The sequence below is a fragment of the Micromonospora sp. NPDC047670 genome (assembly GCF_043204915.1).
GTDB lineage: Bacteria > Actinomycetota > Actinomycetes > Mycobacteriales > Micromonosporaceae > Micromonospora.
This window is the reverse complement of the sequence record NZ_JBIDDA010000002.1, coordinates 47,629-70,839: the sequence shown is the minus strand read 5'-3', so window position 1 is coordinate 70,839 and position 23,211 is coordinate 47,629. Positions and strand designations below refer to the sequence as shown.

17 protein-coding genes are annotated in these 23,211 nt (G+C 77.2%); 10 read left to right on the top strand and 7 right to left on the bottom strand.

Annotation, left to right across the window (positions count from 1 at the left end; all coding sequences use genetic code 11):
- Nucleotides 1-34: 34 nt before the first annotated feature.
- Nucleotides 35-3,031: a LuxR C-terminal-related transcriptional regulator gene (locus ACGF7U_RS04925; protein WP_393103051.1), complete on the bottom strand. Its 2,997-nt coding sequence runs from the start codon at nucleotides 3,029-3,031 to the stop codon at nucleotides 35-37.
- 152 nt (nucleotides 3,032-3,183) lie between these two features.
- Between ACGF7U_RS04925 and ACGF7U_RS04920 the strand changes: the two genes are divergently transcribed.
- The 5 genes from ACGF7U_RS04920 to serS all read left to right on the top strand — a co-directional run bounded on the left by ACGF7U_RS04920 (nucleotide 3,184) and on the right by serS (nucleotide 8,666).
- Nucleotides 3,184-3,612 (top strand): hypothetical protein, encoded by a 429-nt coding sequence (locus tag ACGF7U_RS04920; protein ID WP_393104115.1) that lies wholly within the window; start codon nucleotides 3,184-3,186, stop codon nucleotides 3,610-3,612.
- Nucleotides 3,609-4,787: a zinc-dependent alcohol dehydrogenase gene (locus ACGF7U_RS04915; RefSeq protein ID WP_393103049.1), complete on the top strand. Its 1,179-nt coding sequence runs from the start codon at nucleotides 3,609-3,611 to the stop codon at nucleotides 4,785-4,787. Before ACGF7U_RS04920 ends, ACGF7U_RS04915 begins: the two co-directional genes overlap by 4 nt.
- A 44-nt stretch (nucleotides 4,788-4,831) precedes the next feature.
- The gene (locus ACGF7U_RS04910) at nucleotides 4,832-6,013 is read left to right on the top strand and encodes a saccharopine dehydrogenase family protein (protein ID WP_393103047.1); all 1,182 of its coding nucleotides are present in this window, start codon (nucleotides 4,832-4,834) and stop codon (nucleotides 6,011-6,013) included.
- A gap of 138 nt (nucleotides 6,014-6,151) precedes the next feature.
- Nucleotides 6,152-7,228 (top strand): MerR family transcriptional regulator, encoded by a 1,077-nt coding sequence (locus ACGF7U_RS04905; RefSeq protein WP_393104113.1) that lies wholly within the window; start codon nucleotides 6,152-6,154, stop codon nucleotides 7,226-7,228.
- A 151-nt stretch (nucleotides 7,229-7,379) separates the two neighbouring features.
- On the top strand, nucleotides 7,380-8,666 hold the full coding sequence (gene serS, locus ACGF7U_RS04900) for a serine--tRNA ligase (RefSeq protein ID WP_393103045.1): 1,287 nt from the start codon (nucleotides 7,380-7,382) through the stop codon (nucleotides 8,664-8,666).
- A gap of 299 nt (nucleotides 8,667-8,965) precedes the next feature.
- Here the strand turns inward: serS and ACGF7U_RS04895 are convergent, their stop codons facing one another.
- Both ACGF7U_RS04895 and ACGF7U_RS04890 read right to left on the bottom strand, forming a co-directional pair.
- Nucleotides 8,966-10,432, bottom strand: coding sequence for an NADH-ubiquinone oxidoreductase-F iron-sulfur binding region domain-containing protein (locus tag ACGF7U_RS04895; RefSeq protein WP_393103043.1), 1,467 nt, complete (start codon nucleotides 10,430-10,432; stop codon nucleotides 8,966-8,968).
- Nucleotides 10,429-12,135: a hypothetical protein gene (locus tag ACGF7U_RS04890; RefSeq protein WP_393103041.1), complete on the bottom strand. Its 1,707-nt coding sequence runs from the start codon at nucleotides 12,133-12,135 to the stop codon at nucleotides 10,429-10,431. Before ACGF7U_RS04890 ends, ACGF7U_RS04895 begins: the two co-directional genes overlap by 4 nt.
- A 307-nt stretch (nucleotides 12,136-12,442) precedes the next feature.
- Between ACGF7U_RS04890 and ACGF7U_RS04885 the strand changes: the two genes are divergently transcribed.
- From ACGF7U_RS04885 to ACGF7U_RS04875, 3 genes are all read left to right on the top strand, one after another.
- Nucleotides 12,443-13,891, top strand: a complete 1,449-nt coding sequence (locus ACGF7U_RS04885; RefSeq protein ID WP_393103039.1) for an alpha-amylase family protein — start codon at nucleotides 12,443-12,445, stop codon at nucleotides 13,889-13,891.
- Nucleotides 13,892-13,973: 82 nt separating this feature from the next.
- Entirely contained in the window at nucleotides 13,974-14,879 is a 906-nt protein-coding gene (locus tag ACGF7U_RS04880; RefSeq protein WP_393103037.1) for a L,D-transpeptidase, read from the top strand.
- 66 nt (nucleotides 14,880-14,945) lie between these two features.
- On the top strand, nucleotides 14,946-16,091 hold the full coding sequence (locus tag ACGF7U_RS04875; protein ID WP_393103035.1) for a site-2 protease family protein: 1,146 nt from the start codon (nucleotides 14,946-14,948) through the stop codon (nucleotides 16,089-16,091).
- Between the two features lie 60 nt (nucleotides 16,092-16,151).
- On the opposite strand, the gene ACGF7U_RS04870 is transcribed toward ACGF7U_RS04875, so the two are convergent.
- A complete protein-coding gene (locus ACGF7U_RS04870) occupies nucleotides 16,152-17,393 on the bottom strand; it encodes an FAD-binding protein (RefSeq protein ID WP_393104111.1) in 1,242 nt (413 codons plus the stop codon).
- 189 nt (nucleotides 17,394-17,582) lie between these two features.
- Here ACGF7U_RS04870 and ACGF7U_RS04865 point away from each other — a divergent pair, with 189 nt between their 5' ends.
- Nucleotides 17,583-17,807 carry a hypothetical protein gene (locus ACGF7U_RS04865; RefSeq protein WP_393103033.1) on the top strand — a complete coding sequence of 75 codons (225 nt, stop codon included), beginning with the start codon at nucleotides 17,583-17,585 and terminating at the stop codon, nucleotides 17,805-17,807.
- A 27-nt stretch (nucleotides 17,808-17,834) separates the two neighbouring features.
- Here ACGF7U_RS04865 and ACGF7U_RS04860 read toward each other — a convergent pair whose 3' ends face one another.
- The 3 genes from ACGF7U_RS04860 to ACGF7U_RS04850 form a co-directional block, all read right to left on the bottom strand.
- Nucleotides 17,835-18,764, bottom strand: coding sequence for an LLM class F420-dependent oxidoreductase (locus tag ACGF7U_RS04860; RefSeq protein WP_393103031.1), 930 nt, complete (start codon nucleotides 18,762-18,764; stop codon nucleotides 17,835-17,837).
- A 106-nt stretch (nucleotides 18,765-18,870) separates the two neighbouring features.
- Nucleotides 18,871-19,533: a response regulator gene (locus tag ACGF7U_RS04855; RefSeq protein ID WP_393103029.1), complete on the bottom strand. Its 663-nt coding sequence runs from the start codon at nucleotides 19,531-19,533 to the stop codon at nucleotides 18,871-18,873.
- Nucleotides 19,530-21,770 (bottom strand): sensor histidine kinase, encoded by a 2,241-nt coding sequence (locus ACGF7U_RS04850; RefSeq protein ID WP_393103027.1) that lies wholly within the window; start codon nucleotides 21,768-21,770, stop codon nucleotides 19,530-19,532. The genes ACGF7U_RS04855 and ACGF7U_RS04850 overlap by 4 nt, the downstream gene beginning before the upstream one ends.
- 207 nt (nucleotides 21,771-21,977) lie before the next feature.
- On the opposite strand from ACGF7U_RS04850, the gene ACGF7U_RS04845 reads away from it, so the two are divergent.
- On the top strand, nucleotides 21,978-23,147 hold the full coding sequence (locus ACGF7U_RS04845; protein WP_393103025.1) for an acyl-CoA dehydrogenase family protein: 1,170 nt from the start codon (nucleotides 21,978-21,980) through the stop codon (nucleotides 23,145-23,147).
- Nucleotides 23,148-23,211 lie beyond the last annotated feature (64 nt).

The following is a 23,211-nucleotide window of genomic DNA, read 5'->3' as shown; positions in this document are numbered from 1 at the left end:
GCCCGCCGCCACCCGCGCCCGTGCGGGTGGCGGTTCAGATCAGGTGCAGGTCGCGGGCGCGGCGGACGGCTTCGCGCCGGCGGGTGGCGTCGAGCTTGCGGTAGATGTTGCGCACGTGGGTCTTGACCGTGTTGACCGACAGGGACAGCTCGGCGGCGATCTCCACATTCGACAGGATGCTCTGCAGGTAGCGCAGGATGGTCAGCTCACGCTCGGTCAGCGGCTCGGCCAGCGCCGGCGCACCCTGTTCCGCCGGCGCTCCCTCGGCCGGCGCGTCCGCGCCCCGGACCAGGTCACTGACCGTCGGCCAGTGCGCGGTGCCCGCGTCGAGGTGGGCGGCGAGCAGGTCCCGGACCCCGGCCTCGGCGCGGGTGAAGACCCGCCGGAACCCCTCCGGCCCGGCCAGGTCGAGGGCCCGCTCCAGCACCCGTCCGGCCCGCCGGTCGTCGCCCGCCCGCCGGGCCAGCACCGCGTCCAGCACGGCGGCGTCCAGGCGTACGGGCAACGGCCAGTCGGCCGCCTCCGATGCCTCCCAGTCCGGCAGCGCGTACCCGGCGGCACGGGGGTCGCCCGCGCGCAGCTCCACCCGGGCCAGCGCGACGGCCAGCGGCGGGGCGGCGGCGTCGCGTACCCGGTCGGCGAGCAGGCGCCGGGCGTTGTCCAGGTCGCCGCGCGCCCCGCGCAGGTCCGCCTCGGCGGCCAGCAGCCAGGACGCCAGCTCGGCGGCCCGGGGCCGATCGGCCAGCCGCTCCCGCGCCTCGGTCAGCGCCCGGTGTCCGCCGGGCAGGTCACCAGCGTCCCGCAGCAGGTACGCCCGGCACAGCGCCGCCACCGCCGCCACGGTCGGCTCGTCCGTGGCCGGCGCGACCAACGCCAGGTGCGCCTGCGCCTCCTCGGGCTGGTCCCGGTGCAGCGCGACCACGGCCAGCGCCAGGTACGCGTGCGCGCAGTCCTCCCGGCACGACCAGCCCTGACCGGGCGGCATGGCCAGGGCGTCCCGGGCCAGCGTCTCGGCGGCCCGCAGCTCGCCCCGCACGGCGTGCAGCAGGGCCGCCCGGCTGGCGCAGACCAGCTCCGTACGCGGCCGCCCGGCGTCGCGGGCCGCCGCCAGCGCCCGGGCGAAGGCGAGCCCGGCGGCGGGCAGGTCGCCGTCGGCCAGGTCGGCCAGCCCGAGCGCGGTGCCGGCCACCGCCCGCACGTCGGCGTCCTCGGCGGCGCCGCCGCGCGGCTCGGCCGGCACGACGGGACCGGGGGCGAGCAGCCCGGCGGCCCCCGGCTCCGCCGGGCCGGCCGCGGGTGGCGAGGTCGGACCGGTCGGGCCCGGCGTGGGGTGGCCGGCGAGCAGCCGGCCGGCGGCGGCGCGTACCGCCCCGGCGTCGCCGGCCAGCCGGGCCAGGGTGACCTCCAGCGCGGCGACCAGCCGCCGGAACCGGTCGCGGCGCGGCGCCGGCAGCGACCGGGCGGCGGCCACGGCGGCGTGCAGGTGCCCGGCGGCGGCGGTGGCGTCCCCGGCCCGGGCGCGTTCGGCAGCGCAGGCGAGTGCGAGCTCCGGGTCGCGCCGCACGGCCTCCGGCGGCGGGGGCGCCGGCGCCGGCCCCGCGGGCGCGTCCCGGTCGTACGGGACCAGCTCCGGCCACCGGGCGACGAAGAGTTCGGTGACCCGGTCCCAGTCCCCGCCGGCCAGCGCGTGGCGCAACCCGTCGGCGGGCCGCCCGTTGTCGGCGTACCAGCCGGCCGCCCGCAGGTGCAGGTCGCGCAGCTCGTCGGCGGGCAACCGACCCAGCTCGGCGTGCAGCAGGTCGGCCAGCAGCGGCTGGCAGCGGTACCACGGCGGGCGGCTGTCGTCGCGGCGGAGCAGCCCACTGTCGCCGGCCAGGCCGGCCAGCGCCTGCTCGCCGTCGGCGCGCCCGGTGAGCGCGTCGACGAGCCCGGCGCAGACCGCGTCGGCGACGGCGGAGCGCCGCAGCACGTCCCGGGCCCGCGGGTCCAGCCCGGCGAGCACCTCCTCGCGCAGGTAGCCGGCGACCTCCGGCTGGTCGCCGCCGAACTGCTCGGCCCAGCGGGCCGGGTCGGGCTGACCCCGCAGCGCCAGCGCCGCGAACCGGAGGGCCGCCGGCCAGCCGCCGGTGCGCTCCCGCAGCCGGCGCACCCCGGCCGCCGGCAGCGTCACCCCGTGCGCGGTCAACAGGTCGGCGATCTCGTCGCCGGTGAAGGCCAACTCCTCCGGGCCGATCTCGGTCAGCTCGCCGGCCAGCCGCAGCCGGTGCACGGCCAGCGGCAGCCCGGCCCGCGCGCCGACCACCAGCCGCAGCCGCTGCTCGGCGTGGCGCAGCAGGAAGTCCAGCCCGGTAAGCGCGGCCGGGTCGGTGATCCGGTGCAGGTCGTCCAGGACCAGCAGCACCGGCCGTTCCCGGGCGGCGAGCGCCGCGGCCAGCACCTCCAGCTGGTCGGGGCGGGGTGAGCGGTCGGGCACGGGCGGTCCCGGCACGTCGTCGGCGGGATCGGCGGCCGACCGCAGCGCCGCGGCCAGGTAGGACCAGAGCCGGTCCCCGTCGTCGGCGGCCTCCACGGACACCCAGGCCGCCCGCGGCCCGGCGGGGTCCGCCGGGCCGTCCGTCGCGCCGAAGTCGCCCGGGCTCGCGCCGGGCGACCCGGTCTCCCGGGCGCCCTCCGCCGCCGCGGTCACCGGTCCCTCCCCCACCCGGCCCCGGTGCGCGCCGGCCTCCCCGGCGGCCCGGAACCAGGCGGCGAGCAGCGTCGTCTTGCCCCAGCCCGCCGGGGCGCGGACCAGGGTGACCGGGCCGGCCGTCCCCGCGTCCAGCGCCCGCAGCAGCCGGGGCCGCAGCAGCAGCGGCTCCGGCGGCGCGGCCGGGCTCAGCCGGGACGCCAGCAGCGGCGCGCCCGCCGGCCCGCCCGCGACCGCGACGACTTCCGTTTCCCGTACGTGCTCCGGCATCCGGCCCCACCCCCACGGACGCGTCCACTCCCCCAGGCCCCGCGGCGGGCGGTTACCCGGCCGGGGCCGGTTCACCCCTTCGGGGGGAGCCCGCTTCACCCCGGCCCCGGCGACCCTGGTGGCACGCGGCGACCGGCCGCGCGCGACGGCGCGCCCCGGGGCCGCGCGGGACGGAGGACCGGGATGGACGCGCGGGGACGGAGGGACCGGTGGGACGCATCGTGGGGATGGCCGGGGCCGGGCTCGCCCTCGCCGCGGCGGCCGGGGCGGCGGCGCTCCGGGCGCTGGCCGTACGCCGGTCCGGCTGGCCCCGTGCGGCCGGTGCCGACCCGCGGCCCGCGCGCTGGCAGGTGGTGACCGTCGACCGCGCACCCGGCGAGGTGCTGCCGGGCGGACGCTGGCCGGAGCCCCTGCGCCGGCTCGGCGGCGCGGTGCAGGTGCAACTGCGCCCGGCGCCCGGCTGCCGGGGCACCGAACTTGCCGCCCGGCCGTTGACCGGCGCGTCCCCGGCCGGGCTCGCCGCGCACCTCGTCGGCGACGATCCGGGGCTGCTGATCCGCCGGGCGCTGCGGCAGGTCAAACAGCTCGCCGAGACCGGCGAGGTGCTCCGCGCGGACCGCTCCGCCGTCGACCGACCGGCGGGGCCGTCGCGGTGAGGGCGCTGTGCTGGGTGGGCGCCGACGAGCTGGCCGTACGGCAGGTGCCCGACCCGGAGCTGCGCAACGGCCACGACGTCGTCGTCCGGGTCCGGCAGAGCGCCACCTGCGGCGGCGACCTGCCGCTGCTCGCCGGGCGGGTGCCCTACCTGGCCGCCGGGGACGTGCTCGGCCACGAGTTCCTCGGCGAGGTGGTCGAGGTCGGCCCGGAGGTACGCCGGCACCGGGTCGGCGACCGGGTGGTGGTCTGCTCCTCGGTGGCCTGCGGCTCCTGCTGGTACTGCCGGCGGGACCTGCCCTCCTGCTGCGACAACGGCAGCGCGGACCCGGCCGTCGCCGAGGCGGCGTGGGGCCACCCCACCGCGGGCGCGTTCGGCCAGCCCCGGGCGATGGGCGGCTTCGCCGGCAGCCACGCCGAGTACGTCCGGGTCCCGTACGCGGACGTCGGCGCGTTCCCCGTGCCGGAGCCGGTCAGCGACGACCGGGCCCTGTTCGCCTCGGACGCCGCGCCGGCCGGCTGGATGGGCGCGGACCTCGGCGGGGTGCGCCCCGGCGACGTGGTGGCGGTCTGGGGCGCGGGCGCGGTCGGCCAGCTCACCGCGCGGGCCGCGGCGCTGCTCGGCGCGGAACGGGTGATCGTCATCGACGCCGAGGACGACCGGCTGCGGATGGCCGAGCGGCACGCCGGCGCGGAGACGATCGACTACCGGCTCACCGACGTCCCCGCCGAGCTGCGCGAGCGCACCGGCGGGCGGGGCCCGGACGTCTGCGTCGAGGCGGTCGGCGCGGCCTGGGACGGGCCCGGCCCCCGGTCGCTGGCGGACCGGTTCGCCGGCGGCGCGGAACGGCCGGCCGCGATCCGCGAGGCGGTGCACGCCTGCCGCAAGGGCGGCTCGGTCTTCGTGCTCGGCGAGTTCACGGGCTTCGTCGACACCTTCCCGCTCGGGGCGGTGACCAACAAGGGGCTCACCGTGCGGGGCGCGCGGCAGCACGGGCAGCGCTACATCCCGATGCTGCTGGAGCGGATGGCCCGCGGCGAGCTGTGCACCGAGCATCTGGCCACCCACCGGTTGCCGCTGGAGCGGGGCGCGGAGGGGTACGCGCTGTTCCGGGACCGTGCCGACGGCTGCGTCCGCGTGGTGCTCAACCCCGACCCTCCGCCCGCCGGCGGCTGAGGCGGAACGCTGCGACCCGCCGGGTCGGGTGGCAGACTCGGCGGATGCGTGAGCAGCGGGCGTACGACGTCGTCCTGTTCGGGGCCACCGGCTTCACCGGCGGGCTGACCGCCGAGTACCTGGCCCGCAACGCCCCGCCCGGGCTGCGCTGGGCCCTCGCCGGGCGCAACCCCGGCAAGCTGGCCGCCGTCCGGGAGCGGCTGGCCGGGATCGACCCGGCACTGGCCGGGCTACCCCTGCTCACCGCCGACGTCACGGACCCGGAGTCGCTGCGGGCGGTGGCCGGGAGCGCCCGCGTCGTGGCCACCACCGTCGGCCCGTACGTCCACCACGGCGAGCCGCTGGTCGCCGCCTGCGCCCGCGCCGGCACCGACTACCTGGACATCACCGGCGAGCCCGAGTTCGTCGACCTGATGTACGTGCGCCACCACGCCGAGGCGGAGCGCACCGGGGCGCGGCTGGTGCACGCCTGCGGCTTCGACTCGATCCCGCACGACCTGGGCGTCTGGTTCACGCTGAAGCACCTGCCGGACGGCGTGCCGATCACCGTCGACGGCTTCGTCCGGGCGGGCGGGCGGTTCTCCGCCGGCACGTACCACTCGGCGCTCACCGCGTTCTCCCGCACGGCGCAGGCGTCCCGGGCCGCCCGCGAACGGCGGCAGGTCGAGCCGCGACCGACCGGGCGGCGGGTCCGCGCGGTGCCCGGCCGGGTCGCCCGCTCGACGGAGCTGGGCATGTGGACGGTGCCGCTGCCGACCATCGACCCGCAGGTGGTCCGCCGCTCGGCCGCCGCCCGCCCGGAGTACGGGCCGGACTTCCGCTACCGGCACTTCGCCGCCGTCAAGCGGCTGCCCACGGTGCTGGCCGCCGGGGCCGGGCTGGGCGGCCTGGTGGCCCTGGTGCGGCTGCCGCCGACCCGGCGCTGGCTGCTCGGCCGGCTCGCCTCCGGGCAGGGGCCGACGCCGCAGCAGCGGGCGAAGTCGTGGTTCCGGGTGCGGTTCCTCGGCACCGGCGGCGGCCGGCGGGTGCTGACCGAGGTGGCCGGCGGCGACCCCGGCTACGACGAGACCGCGAAGATGCTCGCCGAGTCGGCGCTCTGCCTGGCCACCGACGACCTGCCGGCCACCTCGGGTCAGGTCACCCCGGTCACCGCGATGGGCGACGCGCTGCTGGACCGGCTGGTCAAGGCCGGGATGACCTTCCGGGTGCTGGACCCGCCCCGCTGACCGTGGCCGTGCCGGCGGCGCCTGACGCCGACGGCCGGGCGTGCCACCGCCGCCGGCCGCGCCGAGCGGACCGCCCCGGCCGCCCGGCTTGACCCTCGACCAGGTTGAGACGACAGGATCACCGCCGTGGAGAGCGACCTGCGCAGCATCGGCGAGCTGGCCCGGGCCAGCGGGCTCACCGTGAGCGCCCTGCGGTTCTACGACTCGGCCGGGGTGCTGACCCCGGCCCTGGTCGACCCGGTCACCGGCTACCGCTGGTACACCGGCGACCAGGTGGCGCCCGCCCGGCTGGTCGCCGGGCTGCGCCGGGTCGGCATGCCGGTGGCCGAGATCGCCGCCGCGCTGCGGGCCGAGCCGGCCGAGGTGCACCGCCTGCTGGACGCGCACCTGCGCCGGCTGGAGGACGGCCTCGCCGACGCCCGCCGCGAGCTCTCCCGGATCCGTACGCTGATCGATCCCGAGGAGCGCCCCGTGACCACCCGTGTCGTCCTGTCCCGCGCCGACCTGGCCGCCGCCGTGGACGCGGTCCGCTTCGCGGTCGGCACCGACCCCGACCTGCCGGTGCTGACCGGCGTGCTGCTCGACGTGGACGGCGACGGCGTACGGCTGGTGGCGACCGACCGGCACCGGATGGCCCTGGGTCGGGCGGCGGGCCGGGTCGACGGGCCGGCGGCGCGCGTGCTCGCCCCGGTCGCCTTCGTCGACGAGGTGCGGGCCCTGCTCGACGCGGGCGCGGGGACCACCCCCGAGGCGCACCTGACCGTCACCGACGGGTCGATCTCGGTCTCCGTGGCCGGCCGGAGGGTCGACGCCGCCGCCCTGCCGTACGACTTCCCGGACTATCGCCGCCTGCTGCGCGCGGCGCCCGACGACGCGCCGACGCACCGGCTCACGGTCGACGCCGCCGCCCTGCGGTCGGCCCTGACCAGCGCGGACGCCCCCGTCGTCACCCGGCGGCACGACGGCGCCCCGCTCGCGGTGACCGTGCTGGGGCCCGACGGCCGGGGCGGGGTGCGGCTGTTCCGGGCGGACGAGCTGGCCGGGGAGGAGGACGCGGTCCGGGTCGGCGTCAACGGCGGGTACCTGCTGGAGGCCCTCGACGCCGCCGGCCGCGGGCAGTTGCTGCTGGAGCTGGACGGCCCGATCGCGCCGCTGGCCGTGCGCCGCCCCGACGACGCCGACGCCTTCTCGATCCTGATGCCGATCCGCCTGTGAGTCCGCCGGTGGGGCACCAGCGGCCGGGACGGTTCGGGGGCGGTGAGGCGCGCCGGCCGGGCCGGGTCGGCGGGCGCTCCGGGTCGCACCGGGCGGCGACGGTAGCATCTGGGGGTCCACCAGACGTCCGGACGGAGGCGTACGGAGCAGCATGCTCGACATGGAGTTGATCCGGAAGGATCGCGAGGCGGTGGCGACCGCGCTGGCGAAGCGACTGGATCCCGCCGAGGTCACCCGGGCCCTGGACGAGATCCAGCGGCTCGACCAGGAACGCCGCGCCCTGATCAGCGAGATCGATGCCGAGCGGCAGCGCCGCAAGGCCGAGGCGCGCGCGTACGCGCAGGCGAAGCGGGCCGGCACCGAGCCGCAGGTGAGCGCCCCGGAGGCCGAGCGCAAGCAGCTCGCCGAGCTGGAGAGTCAGCTCGACGAGGTGCAGGCCCGGCTGCGCGGCCGGATGAGCGAGCTGCCCAACCTGCCCGCCGACGACGTCGTGCCTGGCGGCAAGGAGGCCAACCGGGTCGTCAAGACCTTCGGCGAGCCCCCAGTCATCGAGAAGGTCCGCGACCACGTGGAGCTGAGCCGCGCGCTCGGCCTGGTCGACCACGAGCGCGGGGTCAAGCTCGGCGGCTCCGGCTTCTGGATGTACACCGGCATGGGTGCCCGGCTGGAGTGGGCGCTGGTGAACTGGCTGATCGAGCGGAACATCGAGGCCGGCTACGAGTTCCTGCTCCCGCCGCACCTGCTGCTGGACAGCGCCGGCTTCGCCGCCGGGCAGTTCCCGAAGTTCTACGACGACGTCTACCACCTGGACAGGCAGTCCGCGCCGCGCGGGCAGTTCCTGCTGCCCACCGCGGAGACGGCCATCCTCGGCGCCTACCAGGACGAGATCCTGGACACCACGAAGCTGCCGCTGAAGGTCTTCGCGTACACCCCCTGCTACCGGCGCGAGGCGGCCGGCTCGCACTCCGACGAGCGCGGCACCGTGCGCGGCCACCAGTTCAACAAGGTGGAGATCTTCCAGTTCACCCTGCCGGAGCAGGCCGACGCCGCCCTGGCGCAGATGGTCGGCCACGCGGAGAGCCTGGTCGAGGGGCTGGGCCTGCACTACCAGCGCAGCCTGCTCTCGGCCGGCGACGCCAGCGCCGCGATGCGGAAGACCCTCGACATCGAGGTCTGGATGCCGAGCACCGGCAAGTACAAGGAGGTCTCCTCGGTCTCCTGGGGCGGCGACTACCAGGCCCGCCGGGCGGCCATCCGCTACCGGGAGCCGGGCGGCAAGCAGACCCGCTTCGTGCACACCCTCAACGGGTCGGCGCTGGCCACCAGCCGGCTCCTCCCGGCGATCCTGGAGCAGTTCCAGCAGCCGGACGGCTCGGTGCTGGTGCCCGAGGTGCTCCGCGACCGCCTCGGCACCGACCGCCTCACCCCGCTCCGCTAACCCGCCCCGCCTCGTCCTCGTCCTCGTCCTCGTCCCCGGCGCCCCCGGCGACGGGGGCGGGGGCGGGGGCGATCTTGCACTTTCGGCCCCCGAGTCGCGTGGAATGCGGCTTTCGTCGGGGCACCAAGTGCAAGATCGCGGGGACGAGGGGCGGCGGCGCGGGGACGAGTGGGCGGCGGCGGCGCGGGGACGAGTGGGCGGCGGCGCCGCGGGGACGAGTGGGCGGCGGCGCCGCGGGGACGAGTGGGCGGCGGCGCCGCGGGGACGAGTGGGCGGCGGCGGCGCGGGGGCGTGGCGGGCTATTCGGCCCTGGTCAGCCGCAGGGCCAGCGCCGGGCAGACCTTGACCGCCTTCAGCGCGCCGTCCCGCAGCCACGTCGGCACCGGGGTGGGCGGGAAGGCGGGGTAACCGTTCGCGTCGAGCCGGATGAAGTCCGGCACGACGTGCGCGCAGAGCCCGTGCCCGTCGCAGCGGGACCAGTCGAGGGTGAGCCTCTGCGGGTTCGGGTCGGGCGCGCCGGGCAGACCCAGCACGCCGCCGACCCGCCGGCCGCAGCCTTCCCCGGTGGTGTGCAGCCGCAGATCCTCGGCGAAGACCTCCATCGCGGAGAGCGCGAACCGGGCCGTGCCGTCGGGGTGGCTGCACGCGCCCCGGCCCTTCACGTCGCCGGCGGCGGCGCGGACCACCTCCACCGGGGCGCTGCCGGAGACCGCCAGGTCGACCGCGCGGGCCAGGTCGGGCAGGCCCATCCGGCAGGGCCCGCACTGCCCGGCCGACTCACCGGCCAGGTAGCGCACCACCTGGGCGGTCTCGCCGAGCGGGCAGGTGTCCGCGCCCAGCGGGACGATGATGCCGGCGCCGAGGGTGCCGCCGACCGCGGCCAGCCCGGCGCGGGAGATCCCGGCCCGGTCCGCCGCCTCCTGGGTGATCCACTTGCCGTGGTAACCGCCCGTCAGGACGCCCGGCCCGTCCGGCGCCTCGCAGAGGTCGAGGATCTCCCGCAGCGGCGTGCCGGCGGCACACTCCACCACCGCCGCCCGCCGCGCCGCGCCGGTGACGGTGAGCAGCACCGTGCCGGGCTCGTCGTCGGTGCCGAGCGCCGCGTACTCGTACGGGCCGAGCCGGGCGGCGACCGCGAGTTGGGCGTACGTCTCGGCGTTGGAGAGCAGGGTGGGCAGCCCGCCGACGCCGGAGTCGCTGGAGCGCCGCTTGGTGCCCGGCGGGATGTGCGGCAGTCCGTTGATGCCGTTGACCAGCGCACCGCCCTCGCCGGAGATGAACCGGTGCGGCACGGTGACGATGCTGGTGGGCACCGGCATCCGGCGTTCCTGGAGCGCCTCGGTCAGGGAGTCGCGGCCCACCCCGTCGTCCGCCACCCCGACGATGATCTCGTCGGCGTCGAGCGCGTACGCGGCCAGCGCCGCGCCGTCGAGGATCAGGTGCGGGGCCCGGGTGAGCAGCACCTTGTCCTTCCAACTCGCCGGCTCCCCCTCGGTGGCGTTGACCACCACCACCGCCGACAGGTCCTGCCGCTCGCCGGACTCCAGTACCGCGCGGAGCTTGCGCGCGAACGGGAAACCCGCCCCGCCCCTGCCCCTGAGCTGGGCGCCCTCGGCGAGCCGGAGCAGGTCGGCCGGCTCCATCGGTCCGAGCGGCCCGTGCACCTCCTCGTGTGCGGGCAGGTCGAGCCGGCCGAACTCGGCGAAGCCGGCGGTGAGCCGGGCCTCGCCGACGCAGGCCACCGGGGGCACGGTCGTGCGCGTCACTTCGCCTCTCCCCGCAGCCCGGCCCAGTACGCCCCGTCGACGGCGTCGGCGGTGGCGCGGCGGCGGCGCCCGGACCGGCCCTCGCCGGCGGCCCGGCGCGCCCGCCGGGAGGCGAGGTCGACCAGGGTCGGGGTGTCGTCGGCGGGCAGCGGGACGTCCTCCGGGACGTACCGGGCCGGGGGGCGCCAGTAGTCCGGCTCGACGTCCAGGTCGTCCTCGGCGCTGTGCCGGCCCCCGCCGCTGCGCGGTGCGGCGGAGACCGGTCCGCCGGAGATTGGCCCACCGGCGACCGGCCCGGCCGAGACGGAGCCGGCCGAGACGGGGCCGGCCCAGACGGAGCCGCCCGAGACTGGCGGGCTGCTCGCCCAGCGGAGCGGGCTGTCCCAGGGCGCCTCGGGCTCCGCCCGCCGGGGCGGCGCGGAGTAGCGGCCGCCCGCCGCCACCTCGGCCCGGCGGGGACCGTCCTCGGCGTACCGGCGGCGCCGGCCGGTCGGGGCGGTCTCCTCCCCGCTGCTCCGGGGCCGCCGTGCGACGGCGGGCTCCCGATCCTCCTCCTCGCGCCGGGACCGCCGCGCGACGACGGGCTCCCGAACGTCCTCCTCGCGCCGGGACCGGCGCCCGACCACGGCCTCCCGCTCCTCGTCGCGGCGCCGTCCGGTCGCCGGCTCCGGGGCGCGGCGGCGGGACCGGCCTTCCTCCCCCCGGATCGCCGGCTCCTCCTCCCGGCGGCGACCTTGGCGTACCGGCTCGCGCAGCGTTCCGGGCTCCGGGACGACGGGCACGGCGAACCGCTCCGGGTCGGGCCGTCGCGCGGCGGACGCGGTCCACGTCCCGGCGACCGTGGCCTGCGCCCAGTCCGGGATGTCCTGCTTCGTCGCCCCACGACGGCGCCGGCTTCCGAGCAGCGACCGGCCCGGGGCGTCCTCGGCCGGCCGGCCGGCCAGCGCCGCGTTCATCGCGGCGGCCTGGTGCCGTTCCCTGCTGCGCCGGCCGAGGCTCACCGAGAGCCGGACCAGCAGCGCCAGCACGACCAGCAGGACGCAGGCGAGGTAGCTCAGCACCACCCACGAACCGGCCGGTCGCCCGGCGCTGAGGCCGTGCAGGATGGCGAACGGCCAGGAGAGGTACGCGGCGGAGTGCAGCGTCCGCCAGAGCCACGTCGGACCGACGCCGGCGAAGCGGGCCCGGACGACGCCGGTCCAGAGCACGCTCACCATCAGCAGCGCGGCCACGGTGCCGAGCCCGACGTAGAGGCCCCGCCCGCCGACGAAGGGCACCACCGCGTCGGTGCTCGCCGCCCGGCCGGTGGCGACCTTGGTGAGCACGTGGCAGACCAGCCCGGCGACGCCGAGGATGCCGGTGGCCCGGTGCGCGGACTGCAGCAGCACCCGGTGCCGGATCAGCAGGACCAGCCGGTCGGTGGCGAGCAACCCCAGCATCACGGTGAGGCTCAGCGCCACCAGGGTGATCACCCCGGCGAAGAACTCGGTGAAGAAGAAGCCGTACGCGTACGTTGCGGAGCCGACGCCGGTGAGCATCGTGACGGCCCACGCGGCGGCGAGCGCGGAGACGGTCAACAGGACCACCGCGGGCCGGGACCGGGTGCGGACGCCCCGGCTGGTGCTGGTGGTCCGGACGGTCGCCGCCTTCTGGTTCTGCTGTGCCCGGGCCATCTGCTCCTCGATCGTCTCGCGGCGGCGCACCGCCGGCCTCCCTCATCGAGTACGGACCCGCGCGGCGGGCGGATCAGCGGCACGGCGAAATTCTCCGCACGGGCGTCGAACCGTCGGGCCGCGGCGCGCGTGTACGGCGGGGCCAGCCGCCCGTCGTGGCGTCCTGTGCAGTGACACATATCCATGCGTTGACAGTCATCGCAACGCGCTTGTAATCTTTCAGAAATTTTCAGGCCGGCATGCAAGACACCGGCAGCGGGCTTCCCCCGGCCCGCACCGCCACCCGGTTCCGGCCCGCACCGCCACCCGTCCCCCGCACCCCCGTCAGGAGTCCTCGATGCAGAGACGTCGGCGTCTGTCGGCGATCGTCGCCCTCGGCGTGATCGCGAGCCTGATCGTCCCCGTCACCGCGACGGCACCCCCGGCCGCCGCGGCGCCGGCCGGCAGCAAGAAGGTCATCGCCAACCTCTTCGAGTGGAACTGGGCCTCGGTGGCGACCGAGTGCCGGACCACCCTCGGCCCGAAGGGCTACGGCTGGGTCCAGGTCTCCCCGCCCCAGGAACACGTCCGGGGCTCGCAGTGGTGGCTGGCGTACCAGCCGGTCAGCTACCGGATCGAGTCCCGCAAGGGCACTCGCGCCCAGTTCAAGTCCATGGTCGACGCCTGCCACGCCGCCGGCGTGAAGGTCGTCGTCGACGCGGTCGTCAACCACATGTCCGGGCAGGACAACGGCGGCACCGGCTGGGCCGGCTCGTCGTACGGCCACTACGACTACCCGGGCATCTACCAGACGCAGGACTTCCACCACTGCGGCCGCAACGGCGGCGACGACATCGCCAACTACGGCGACCGGTGGGAGGTGCAGAACTGCGAGCTGGTCAACCTCGCCGACCTGAAGACGGAGTCCGACTACGTCCGGACGAAGATCGCCGGCTACCTCAACGACCTGCTCTCGCTCGGCGTCGACGGCTTCCGGATGGACGCCAGCAAGCACATGCCGGCCGCCGACATCGCCGCCATCAAGGGCAAGCTGTCCCGCTCGGCGTACATCGTGCAGGAGGTCATCCACGGCGCGGGCGAGCCGATCCAGCCGGGCGAGTACACCGGCAACGGCGACGTGCACGAGTTCCGCTACGGCAAGGACCTGGCCCGGGTCTTCCGCTCCGAGCGGCTCGCCTACCTGCGCAACTTCGGCGAGGGCTGGGGGCATCTGCCCAGCGCCTCGGCGGCGGTCTTCGTGGACAACCACGACACCCAGCGGGACGTCGGCGGCGTGCTGACCTACCGCGACCGGGGCATCTACGCGCTGGCCAACGCGTTCATGCTCGGCTGGCCGTACGGCTCCCCGACGGTCATGTCGAGCTACACGTTCAGTCAGCGCGACCAGGGCCCACCCTCGGACGGCTCGGGCCGGACCCTCGACACCACCTGCTACTCGGGCTGGGAGTGCGAGCACCGCTGGCCGGTGATCGCCAACATGGTCGGCTTCCGCAACGCCACCGAGGGCGCCGGGGTCGCCAACTGGTACGACAACGGCAACAACCACATCGCCTTCAGCCGGACCGGCCGGGGCTACCTGACCGTCAACGACGAGGACCACGCGATCACCGGCCGGTCCTACCACACCGGGCTGCCGGCCGGCCGCTACTGCGACGTCATCCACGGCACCTTCGGCAACGGCACGTGCAGCGGGCCGGTGATCACCGTGGACGGCAACGGCTGGTTCGCGGCCGACGTGCCCGCCCACGACGCGATCGCCATCCACGCCGGCGCACGCCTGAGCTGACGCCGCAACCGACGCCCCCGTCCCGGCCGACATTCCGGCCGGGACGGGGGTTCCGACCCTCTTTACCCGTTACAGTGTCTTTGTGCGTTTTGACCGAATCACCCGGCGGCAGGCCGGCCGGCTGGCCGCCGCCGTGGGCGTACCCCTGCTCCTGCTGGCTGCCGGGGCCACGGGCTGGGCGCTGACGCCCGGCGACGCGCCCCCCGCCCCGCCGGCCGTCGGTCCGCCCGCGCCGACCCGCGCGGCGCCGACCGCCACGGCCCCGGAGCGGGTGCCGGTGGCCGCGCCCGCGCCGGACGACCTGCCGGTGGTCGACTACGACCCGGCGCCCAAGGGCTTCCCGGCCGACCCGGGCGCGCTGGACACCACGCCGCTGACCGAGGGCCTGCACCCGACCCGCCGGATCGCCGCCTACACCGCCCCCGGCGGCAAGCCGTTGGCCTTCCTCGACCCCACCATCAGCGGCGTCGAGCTGACCATGCCGATCGCCCAGCGGCGCGCCGGCTGGACCGCGGTGCTGCTTCCCTCGGCCAATCGCACCCTCGCCTGGCTGCCGCCCGGCGGCTTCACCACCGTGCCGCTGCGCGACCAGATCGTGGTCGAGCGCAAACCGCACCGGCTGACCTGGTACCGCGCCGGCCGGGCCGTCCGCTCCTGGGAGGTCAGCCTCGGCCAGCGCGGCCAGGAGACCCCGCTGGGCCGCACCTTCATCCTCGGCCGCACCCCGCCGCCGGAGAGCGTGTACGGCGGCGTGGACATCTTCGCCCTCGGCTCCGTGCCCGACGACCCGGACTCGGTGCCACCCGGCCTGCGCGGCGCGCACATCGGCGTGCACAGCTGGTACCACGACGGCGAGCTGGGCGAGAACACCACCAACGGCTGCATCCGGTTGACGAAGAGCGGGCAGCGGGAGCTGCTGGCCGAGGTCCGCCCCGGCACCGAGGTGGTGGTGGTCGACGAGCTGCCCGCCCCGCCCCCGACGGCCTGACGGGTCGCGCCGGGCCCCGGCACCGTCCTGGCGCATGGGTGTGACCGTCCCGGGTAGTACGCAGGCATGAGGGCGAGTTTCCGGCTCGGCCGGATCGCGGGGGTTCCGGTCGGGGTCAACTGGAGCGTCCTGGTCATCTTCGCGCTGATCGCCTGGGGGCTGTCGGTCAACCAGTTCCCCCGGGCCTACCCGGACCGGCCGGTGGTCGCGTACGCCCTCGCCGGGCTCGCCGCGGCCGTCGTCTTCTTCCTCGGGCTGCTCGCCCACGAGGTCTCGCACGCGGTCGTCGCCAAGCGCAACGGGCTGGAGGTCGGCGGCATCACCCTGTGGCTCTTCGGCGGGGTGGCCGAGCTGCGCGGCGAGGCGCCCGACCCCGGCGCGGAGCTGCGCATCTCCGGGGTCGGCCCGCTGGTGAGCCTGCTGATCGGGTTCTTCTTCGGCGCGATCGCCGTGGTGCTCGCCCTGGCCGGGGCGGACGGGCTGCTGCTCGGCTCGGTGTCCTGGCTGGCCGGCATCAACGTGCTGCTCGCGGTCTTCAACGTGCTCCCCGCCGCCCCGCTGGACGGCGGGCGGCTGCTGCGCGCGGCGGTCTGGAAGGCGACCGGCGACCGGACGAGGGCGTCGGTCGTCGCCGCCCGGGCCGGCTGGGTGCTCGGCGCGCTGCTGATCGGCCTGGGGCTGTGGCAGTTCCTGGCGGGGGTCGGCTTCGGCGGGCTGTGGCTCGCCCTGATCGGCTGGTTCCTGATCGGCGCCGCCGGCATGGAGGAACGGCAGGCCCGGATGGGCAGCGCGCTGCGCGGCGTGCGGGTCGCCGACGTGATGACGCCGCAGCCGCAGACCGCGTCCGGGCAGATGACGGTGGCCGACTTCGTCGACCACTACCTCTTCGCGTACCGGCACTCGGCGCTGCCGCTGACCGAGGACGACCGGCCCGTCGGCCTGGTCACCCTCGACCGGGTGCGCGGCATCCCGGCGGACCGGCGGGCCGCCACCACGCTGGGCGAGGTGGCCTGCCGCGCCGACGAGCTGGTGCTGGCGCGGCCGGAGGAGTCGCTGAACGACCTGCTGCCCCGGCTCAGCGAGTGCGCCGACGGGCGGGCCCTGGTGGTGACCGACGGCCGGCTGGTCGGAATCGTCTCGCCGAGCGACATCAGCCGGGCCGTGCAGCGCGGCAGCCTGCGCGAGCAGCTCGCGGGCCGGCCCGGCCGCTAGCCGCTGCGCGTAGGGCGCCGACCCGGCCGCCAGCGCATGGGCAAGGCGCCGGCCCGGCCGTCAGCTGCGGGGGAAGTAGCGGTCCAGCAGGTCGGTGCGGAACTTCCCGGCCGGGTCGAGCCGGGTCGTCAGATCCAGGAAGTCGGCGTACCGGGGCCAGGCCGAGGCGACCGCCGCCGGGGCGAGACCGAAGACCTTCCCCCAGTGCGGGCGCGGCACGAACGGGGCGAGCTGCTCCTCCACCGCCGCCACCACCGGCAGCACCGCCGCCGGATCGGCGACCCAGGTGAAGTGGAGGGCGAGGCTGTCCCGCCCGTGGTTCGGGCTGAGCCAGAGCCGGTCGGCCGCCACCGCCCGCAGCTCGCAGACCTGGAGCACCGGCGCGATCAGGTGCGCGACCGGGTCCAGCGCGGCCAGCGCGGCCGCCCCCGAGCCGCGCGGCACGTGGTACTCCGACTGGAGCTCGTCGCCGCTGCTCGGGGTGAAGCCGAGCCGGAAGTGCGGCAGCCGCTCGTGCCACGGCCCGGGCGCGCCGAGCTGCGCGGTGCAGTTCTCCGCCGGCAGGCCGGGCACCGGGTGCCGCGGCCCGTCGGCCGCCGTCGTGCCCAGCCAGTCCGCCGGGAGCGGGGCGGCGTCCGCGTGCTGCTTCAGCCACACCTCCCGCAGCTGGGGACCGCGGAAGTCGGTGAAGACGCTGACGCTGTACGCCGAGGCGAACGCCGCGTCCAGCGCCTCGCGGGGCAGGCCGAGGCGGACGTGCTGGCGCAGGTGGTAGGCGGGCACCACGTCGAGGGTGAGCCGGGTGACCACGCCCAGCGCGCCGAGCGAGACCACCATCCCGGCGAACGTGTCCCCGTCCGCCGCCCGGTCCACGGTCAGCAGGTCGCCGTCGGCCGTCACCAGTTCCAGCCCGGCGACCGCCGTGGCCAGGTTGCCGACGGTCTCGCCCGAGCCGTGGGTGCCGGTGGCGACCGCCCCGGCGACCGAGATGTGCGGCAGGGAGGCGAGGTTGGCCAGGGCGTACCCCCGCTCGTGCAGGCGGGCGGCGAGGTCCCCGTACCGCATGGCGGCCGGCACGGAGACGGTCCCCCGGTCCGGGTCGAGCGTGACGGTCGCGGGCAGCCCCGCCAGCGAGACCAGGTCGCCGGCGGTGTCGCCGAGCCGGTTGAACGAGTGCCCGGTGCCGACGGCCCGGACGCGGTCGCTGCCCGCGACCAGCCGGCGCACCTCGTCCAGCGAGGACGGCCGGTGCCGCCGGCGGGCGGCGTAGCGGACGTTGCCCGCCCAGTTGCGTCCGGGCACCGCCCGGTCGGTGCCGTCGCCGGGCGGCGTGGCCCCGCCCCGGGGGCGCGGCGGGCCGTCCGTCCGGTCCGCCGCGCCGGCGTCCAGTTCCACGTCGATCCCCCTCTGTCCCCTGACGGTGGTCGTCGGGGTCGACCACCGGTCGGTCGGCGGCGGTTACCACCGTCGTCGTCGGGGAACCCTACGCCGATGAGCACCTACCGCGATCCCGCCCCGCGGGGCGACGTGTTCCCCTCCGAGGAGGAGATCGACCCGACCGGCACCGGGCTGGCGCCGTCGAGCGCGCCGCCGGCCGGGGCGTACCCGGTGGGCACGACGCCCGGGCCCCGGCCGACGCCCGCGCCCCCGCCCGCGCCGCACCCGGTGCCCCACCCCGGGCCGGCGCCCCGCGCCGGCGGCCCGGGCCGCGCCTGACGTCCCGCGCGGACCGGCCGCCGCGGCTCAGAGCTGCGGCATCACCTCGGCCGCGACCAGTTCCAGGTGGTCCAGGTCGGCCAGGTCGAGCACCTGGAGGTAGAGCCGCTCGCTGCCGATCTCCGCGTACCGGCCGATCTTGTCGACCACCTCGGCGGGGGTGCCGGCGAGGCCGTTGGCGCGCAGCTCGTCGGGCTCCCGGCCGATGGCCGCCGCCCGCCGGGCCACCTCGGCGTCGTCCCGGCCGCAGCAGAGCACCAGGGCGTTGGACCAGCACAGCTCGCCCGGGTCCCGGCCGGCCTGGGCGCAGGCGGCCCGCACCCGCCCGAACTGGGCGGCCGAGTCCTCGACCGAGGCGAACGGCAGGTTGAACTCGTCGGCGTAGCGGGCGGCCAGGCGGGGCGTGCGCTTCGGGCCCATGCCGCCGAGCAGGATCGGCGGGCGCGGGTCCTGCACCGGCTTCGGCAGGGCCGGCGAGTCGCTGACCGGGTAGTACGTCCCGGCGAAGTCGAAGGTTTTGCCCGGCGGCGTCGCCCAGAGCCCGGTGATGACCGCGAGCTGCTCCTCCAGCCGGTCGAAGCGCTCCCCCAGCGACGGGAAGGGAATCCCGTACGCGGTGTGCTCCTCGGCGTACCAGCCGGTGCCGATGCCCAGCTCCACCCGGCCGCCGCTCATCTGGTCGACCTGCGCCAAGGTGATGGCGAGCGGGCCGGGCAGCCGGAAGGTGGCGGCGGTCATCAGCGTGCCCAGCCGGATCCGCCGGGTGTCCCGCGCCAGGCCGGCGAGGGTGGTCCAGGCGTCCGTCGGGCCGGGGTCGCCGCTCACCGAGCCCATCTTCAGGTAGTGGTCGGAGCGGAAGAAGGCGCCGTAGCCGGCGTCCTCCGCGCAGCGGGCCACGGCGAGCAGGTCGTCGTAGGTCGCGCCCTGCTGGGGTTCGGTGAAGATCCGCAGTTCCATGCCACCGAGCATAGGGAGGCGGCCCGGCCGCCGCCGCGGCTCGCCCCGCCCGCGCCCGGTCGGCCGAGGCGGGGGCGCCGGCGACCCCGCCTCGGCGGAGCCGGCCTCACAACTGGCCGAGGCCGGCCTGCCGGGCACGCTGGATGGCCTGGCCGCGGTCGGCGACCTGGAGCTTGGTGAGCACGTTGGACAGGTGGTTGCGGACGGTCTTCGGGCTGAGCGTCAACCGCCGCGCGATCACCACGTTGCTCAGCCCCTGCGCGACCAGGTCGAGCACCTCGCGCTCCCGGTCGGTCAGCTCGGGGAAGGGCACCGGGCCGGCGGCGCGCGCCCCGGCCAGGAAACCCACCGCCCGGGCGGCGACCGCCGGACCGAGCAGCACCTCGCCGTTGGCCACCGCCCGGACGGCCCGTTCCACCTCCCCCGGCGCGGCCCCCTTGAGCAGGTAGCCGCGGGCCCCGGCGCGCAGCGCCGCGAAGACCGAGTCGTCGTCGTCCAGCATCGTCACCACGAGCACCCCGATCCCGGGGTGCCGGCCGACGATCTCCCGGGTGGCCTCCACCCCGGACCGGCCGCCCAGGTGCAGATCCATGATCATCACGTCCGGGCGCAGCGTGTCGGCCACCCGCAGGGCCGCGTCGGCGTCGGCGGCCTCGCCGACCACCCGCAGGCCGGCGGTGCTCGCGAGCAGGGCGGTCATGCCGAGGCGGAACACCGGGTGGTCGTCAACCACCGCGACCCGGATCGCCCCGTCGTCCGTCCCGGTCACGACGCGACCCCCGCCGCCCGACGCGCGGCCCCGACCTGGAGGTCTCCCCCGCGCCGGTCGTCCCCGACGCCCACGTCGTCGCCCGCCCGGACGGGTGCCGTCCCCGCCGGCGGCGACGGCGCGCACCCCGGCGCCGGTGACACGGCCTCCGGTGGCCACGGGGTGTGCTCCGGGGGCGGCCCCGCCGGGGCTGGCAGGGCGCACCGGTCGGCCGGCACCCGGACGGTGACCAGGGTGCCGCCGGCCGGCCCCGGGCCGACCGTGCACGCCCCGTCGACCCCCTCGGCCCGCTCGCGCATCGACAGCATGCCGACACCGGGTGACGCCCCCGGCGGGATGCCGGCCCCGTCGTCGGCGACGGTGACCGTCAGACCCGCGTCGTCCCGGGTCAGCGCGATGCGGCAGGTCCGGGCGGCGGCGTGCCGGTGGGCGTTGCGCAGCGCCTCGGCCACGATGCCGTACACGGCGGTGGCCACCGGCTCGGGCAGCGGCAGCGGGGCCGCCTCGACCTCGACCAGGAGCGGCCCGCCCTCGTACCGCCGGGCCAGCTCGTGCACGGCCGGCACCAGGCCCCGCTCGCCCAGCACCGGCGGCAGCAGGCCCCGGGCCAGGTCGCGGACCTGCTCGACGCTCTGGTCCATCTCCTCACGCAGCCGGTCCAGCAGCCGGCCGGCCGCGTCCGGGTCGACGGTGAGCAGGTTCCGGGCGGCCTGCACGCCGAGCGCCACCCCGGCCAGCGCCGGCCCGAGGCCGTCGTGCAGGTCCCGGCGCAGCTTGCGGCGCTCGGAGTCGCGGGCCTCGGCCAGCCGGGCCCGGGAGGCGGCCAGCGCACCGCTGGTCGCGGCGAGGCTCGCCGCGGAGGAGACCAGCGGCACCAGGTCCAGCAGCGCGGCCCGGGTACGCCCGTCCAGCCGCTCCCCCGCCCGGGCCCACGCGGTGAGGCGGCCCACCTCGCGCTCGCCCCGGCGCAGCGGCAGCACCAGCGGCGCGCCGGGCGGACCGGCCGACTCGGCGCGCGCGGAGCAGCCCTCCGGCCCGTCCACCTCGATGACGCAGGCGCCGAGGCGCAGCAGGTCGGTCAGACTGCCCGCCACGCCGGTGAGCACGTCGGCCGCGTCCTCGGTCGCGCTGATCCGGTGCCCGACGCGGCGCACCACGCGCAGCGGCTCGGCCGCCGCGCCGTGGATCAGCCGGTCCACCCAGCGCTGCACCCGGAGCCGGCCCGGCTGCACGCCGATCGCGACCAGCGCCGTGACCAGCACCCCGGGCACCGCCGGGGTGGCCGGCAGCAGCGCGTCCAGCACCGACACCCCCAGCACGTACGCGGCGACCAGCAGGAACGTCATCAGGAACCAGACCAGGGTGCGGCGGACCGCGATCTCGATGCCCCACAGCCGCTGCCGGAGCACCACCGCCAGCACGGCCGCCGGGAAGAACGCCTGCGAGGCGAGCATCGCCAGGGGAGCCGCCTCCTCGGGCACCGGCCGGGCCCAGCCCTCCGGCATGGCCACCGGGGCGAAGCTCAGGGCGAGCAGCAGCGTGCCGACGGCCAGCCAGCCCAGCCCGACCCGCTCGACGGGCCCGCCCCCGCGGCGGCGGGCGGCGACCCCGGCGGCGGTCAGCAGCCCGAGCACGGGGACGGCCACCAGCAGAGCCGGCTGCACCCGCTCGATGAACCCCGCCCACCCCGCGCTGGCGATCCGCAGCGGCGCGCCCGACCCGCTCGCGCCCGGCCCTGGCCAGGTGAGCTGGAACAGCACGTAGCCGGCGACGACCACCGCGCCGGCCAGCACCGCCACCCGGGCGGCCCGCGGCAGCCGCCCCTCCCGGACCAGCCAGGGCAGCACCACGATCAGCGAGAGCATCCCCGGCGCCCAGGCCCAGTGCAGGGCGGAGGTGAGCAGCACCGGGTCCGGCAGCCCGGGGCGCACCCGGAGCAGGTCGACGTACTGGGCGCTGAGCGCGCTGAACCCGCCGCCGAGCCCGGTCGCGGCGAGCAGCCAGGCGACCGGGTGCCCCCGGCGCAGCAGGATCAGCCAGGCGACCACGCCGTAGACGGCGCAGTCGGTGAAGTCGACCAGGAAGTAGAGCTGGGACAGCCCCCACGGCCGGCGGGCGAGCACCCAGCAGGCGGCGGTCGCGACGAACAGCAGCGCGCACCCGACGAGGACGACCCAGGCCGCGACCGGGTGCCGGCGGTCGCCGAGGATCGCCGTCGCTGGGGGTTGGACCGACATGCCGAGAATCCTGGCAGCCGCGGGGGCAGTTGGTGATCCCCCGACGTTCCAGTGCGAATGTCGGTCCGGCGACAGTCGCCCGGAGGGCGGCCGGCCGGGCTCCCCGCGCGCCGGGCGGATGTCCCGGGCATCCGGTGCCGGTGTCCCTGGCCCCCGGGTCGCCGGCCGGTCCACCGTGGAGGTGAGCGACGACGCGAGGAGGAACCCATGGAGGACCAGCACCGGGACCGGCTGATCGGGGCGGTGGACGCGCTGCTCCCGGAGGTGTCCCGCCGGGCCGGGGAGATCGAGGCGGCGCGCGGGCTCCCCGCCGACCTGCTCGACGGGCTCCGGGCGGCCGGCTGCTTCCGGATGTTCGTCCCCCGCAGCCACGGCGGGTACGAGGCGGACCTGCGCACCGGGCTGCGGTTGCTGGAGTCGCTGGCCCGGGCGGACGGCTCGACCGGGTGGACGGTGATGATCGGCGCGGAGACGCCGCACCTGCTGGCGATGCTGCCCCGCGACCGGTTCGACAAGCTCTACGCCGACGGGCCGGACGTGGTGGTCGCGGGCGGGTTCGCCCCGCAGGGGCGGGCCGAGCTGGCCGACGGCGGCTTCCAGGTCACCGGCCGGTGGGCGTACGCGAGCGGCGCCCGGCACGCCGACTGGATCTTCGGCAACTGCGTGCTGACCGGCGACGGCGAGCCGCTGCCCGGGCCGGCGGGGACGCCGCCGGAGGTGCGCTCGATGCTCTTCCCGGCCTCCCGGTTCACCGTGCACGACACCTGGCACGCGCTGGGCCTGCGCGGCACCGGCAGCCACGACGTGGAGGTGGCGTCCGCCTTCTGCCCGGCGGAGGAGAGCTTCGACCTGTTCACCGGCGCGCCCTGCGTGCCGGGGCCGGGCTTCGTGGCGCCGCTGGTCCACTTCGTCCTGCACCTGGGCGCGGTGGCGGTCGGCATCGCGCAGGGCGCGCTGGACGACATGGTCGCGCTGCTCGACGGCGGCCGGCAGCGGCTCTACGCCCGGCAGTCGCTGGCCGACTCGCCCGCCTTCCGCCTCCAGCTCGGCCGCGCCGACCTCGACGTACGCGCGGCACGGGCGCTGCTGCGGGACCTGGCCGACGACCTCTGGGCGGCCTGCGCCACCGACCCGGCGGCCGTTCCCGGGCTGCACCCGCGCATCTCCGCCGCCCTGCCCTGGGTGACCGAGCGGGCCGCCGCCGCGGTCGACACCTGCTACCGGGCGGCCGGCGGCGGGGCGGCCCGGGACTCGTCCCCGCTCCAGCGGCGCTTCCGGGACATCCACACCTTCAGCCAGCACGCGGCGGCGGCCGAGGGCTGGCTCGGCAACAACGGCGCCCGGGTGCTCGGCCGGCCGGTGGAGCTGGCCTACTGACGCCGGGGACCCGCACGAGAGGTGCGAGCCACGGTCGAGCGTGCCGGCGGCGCCGGGTCGGGCC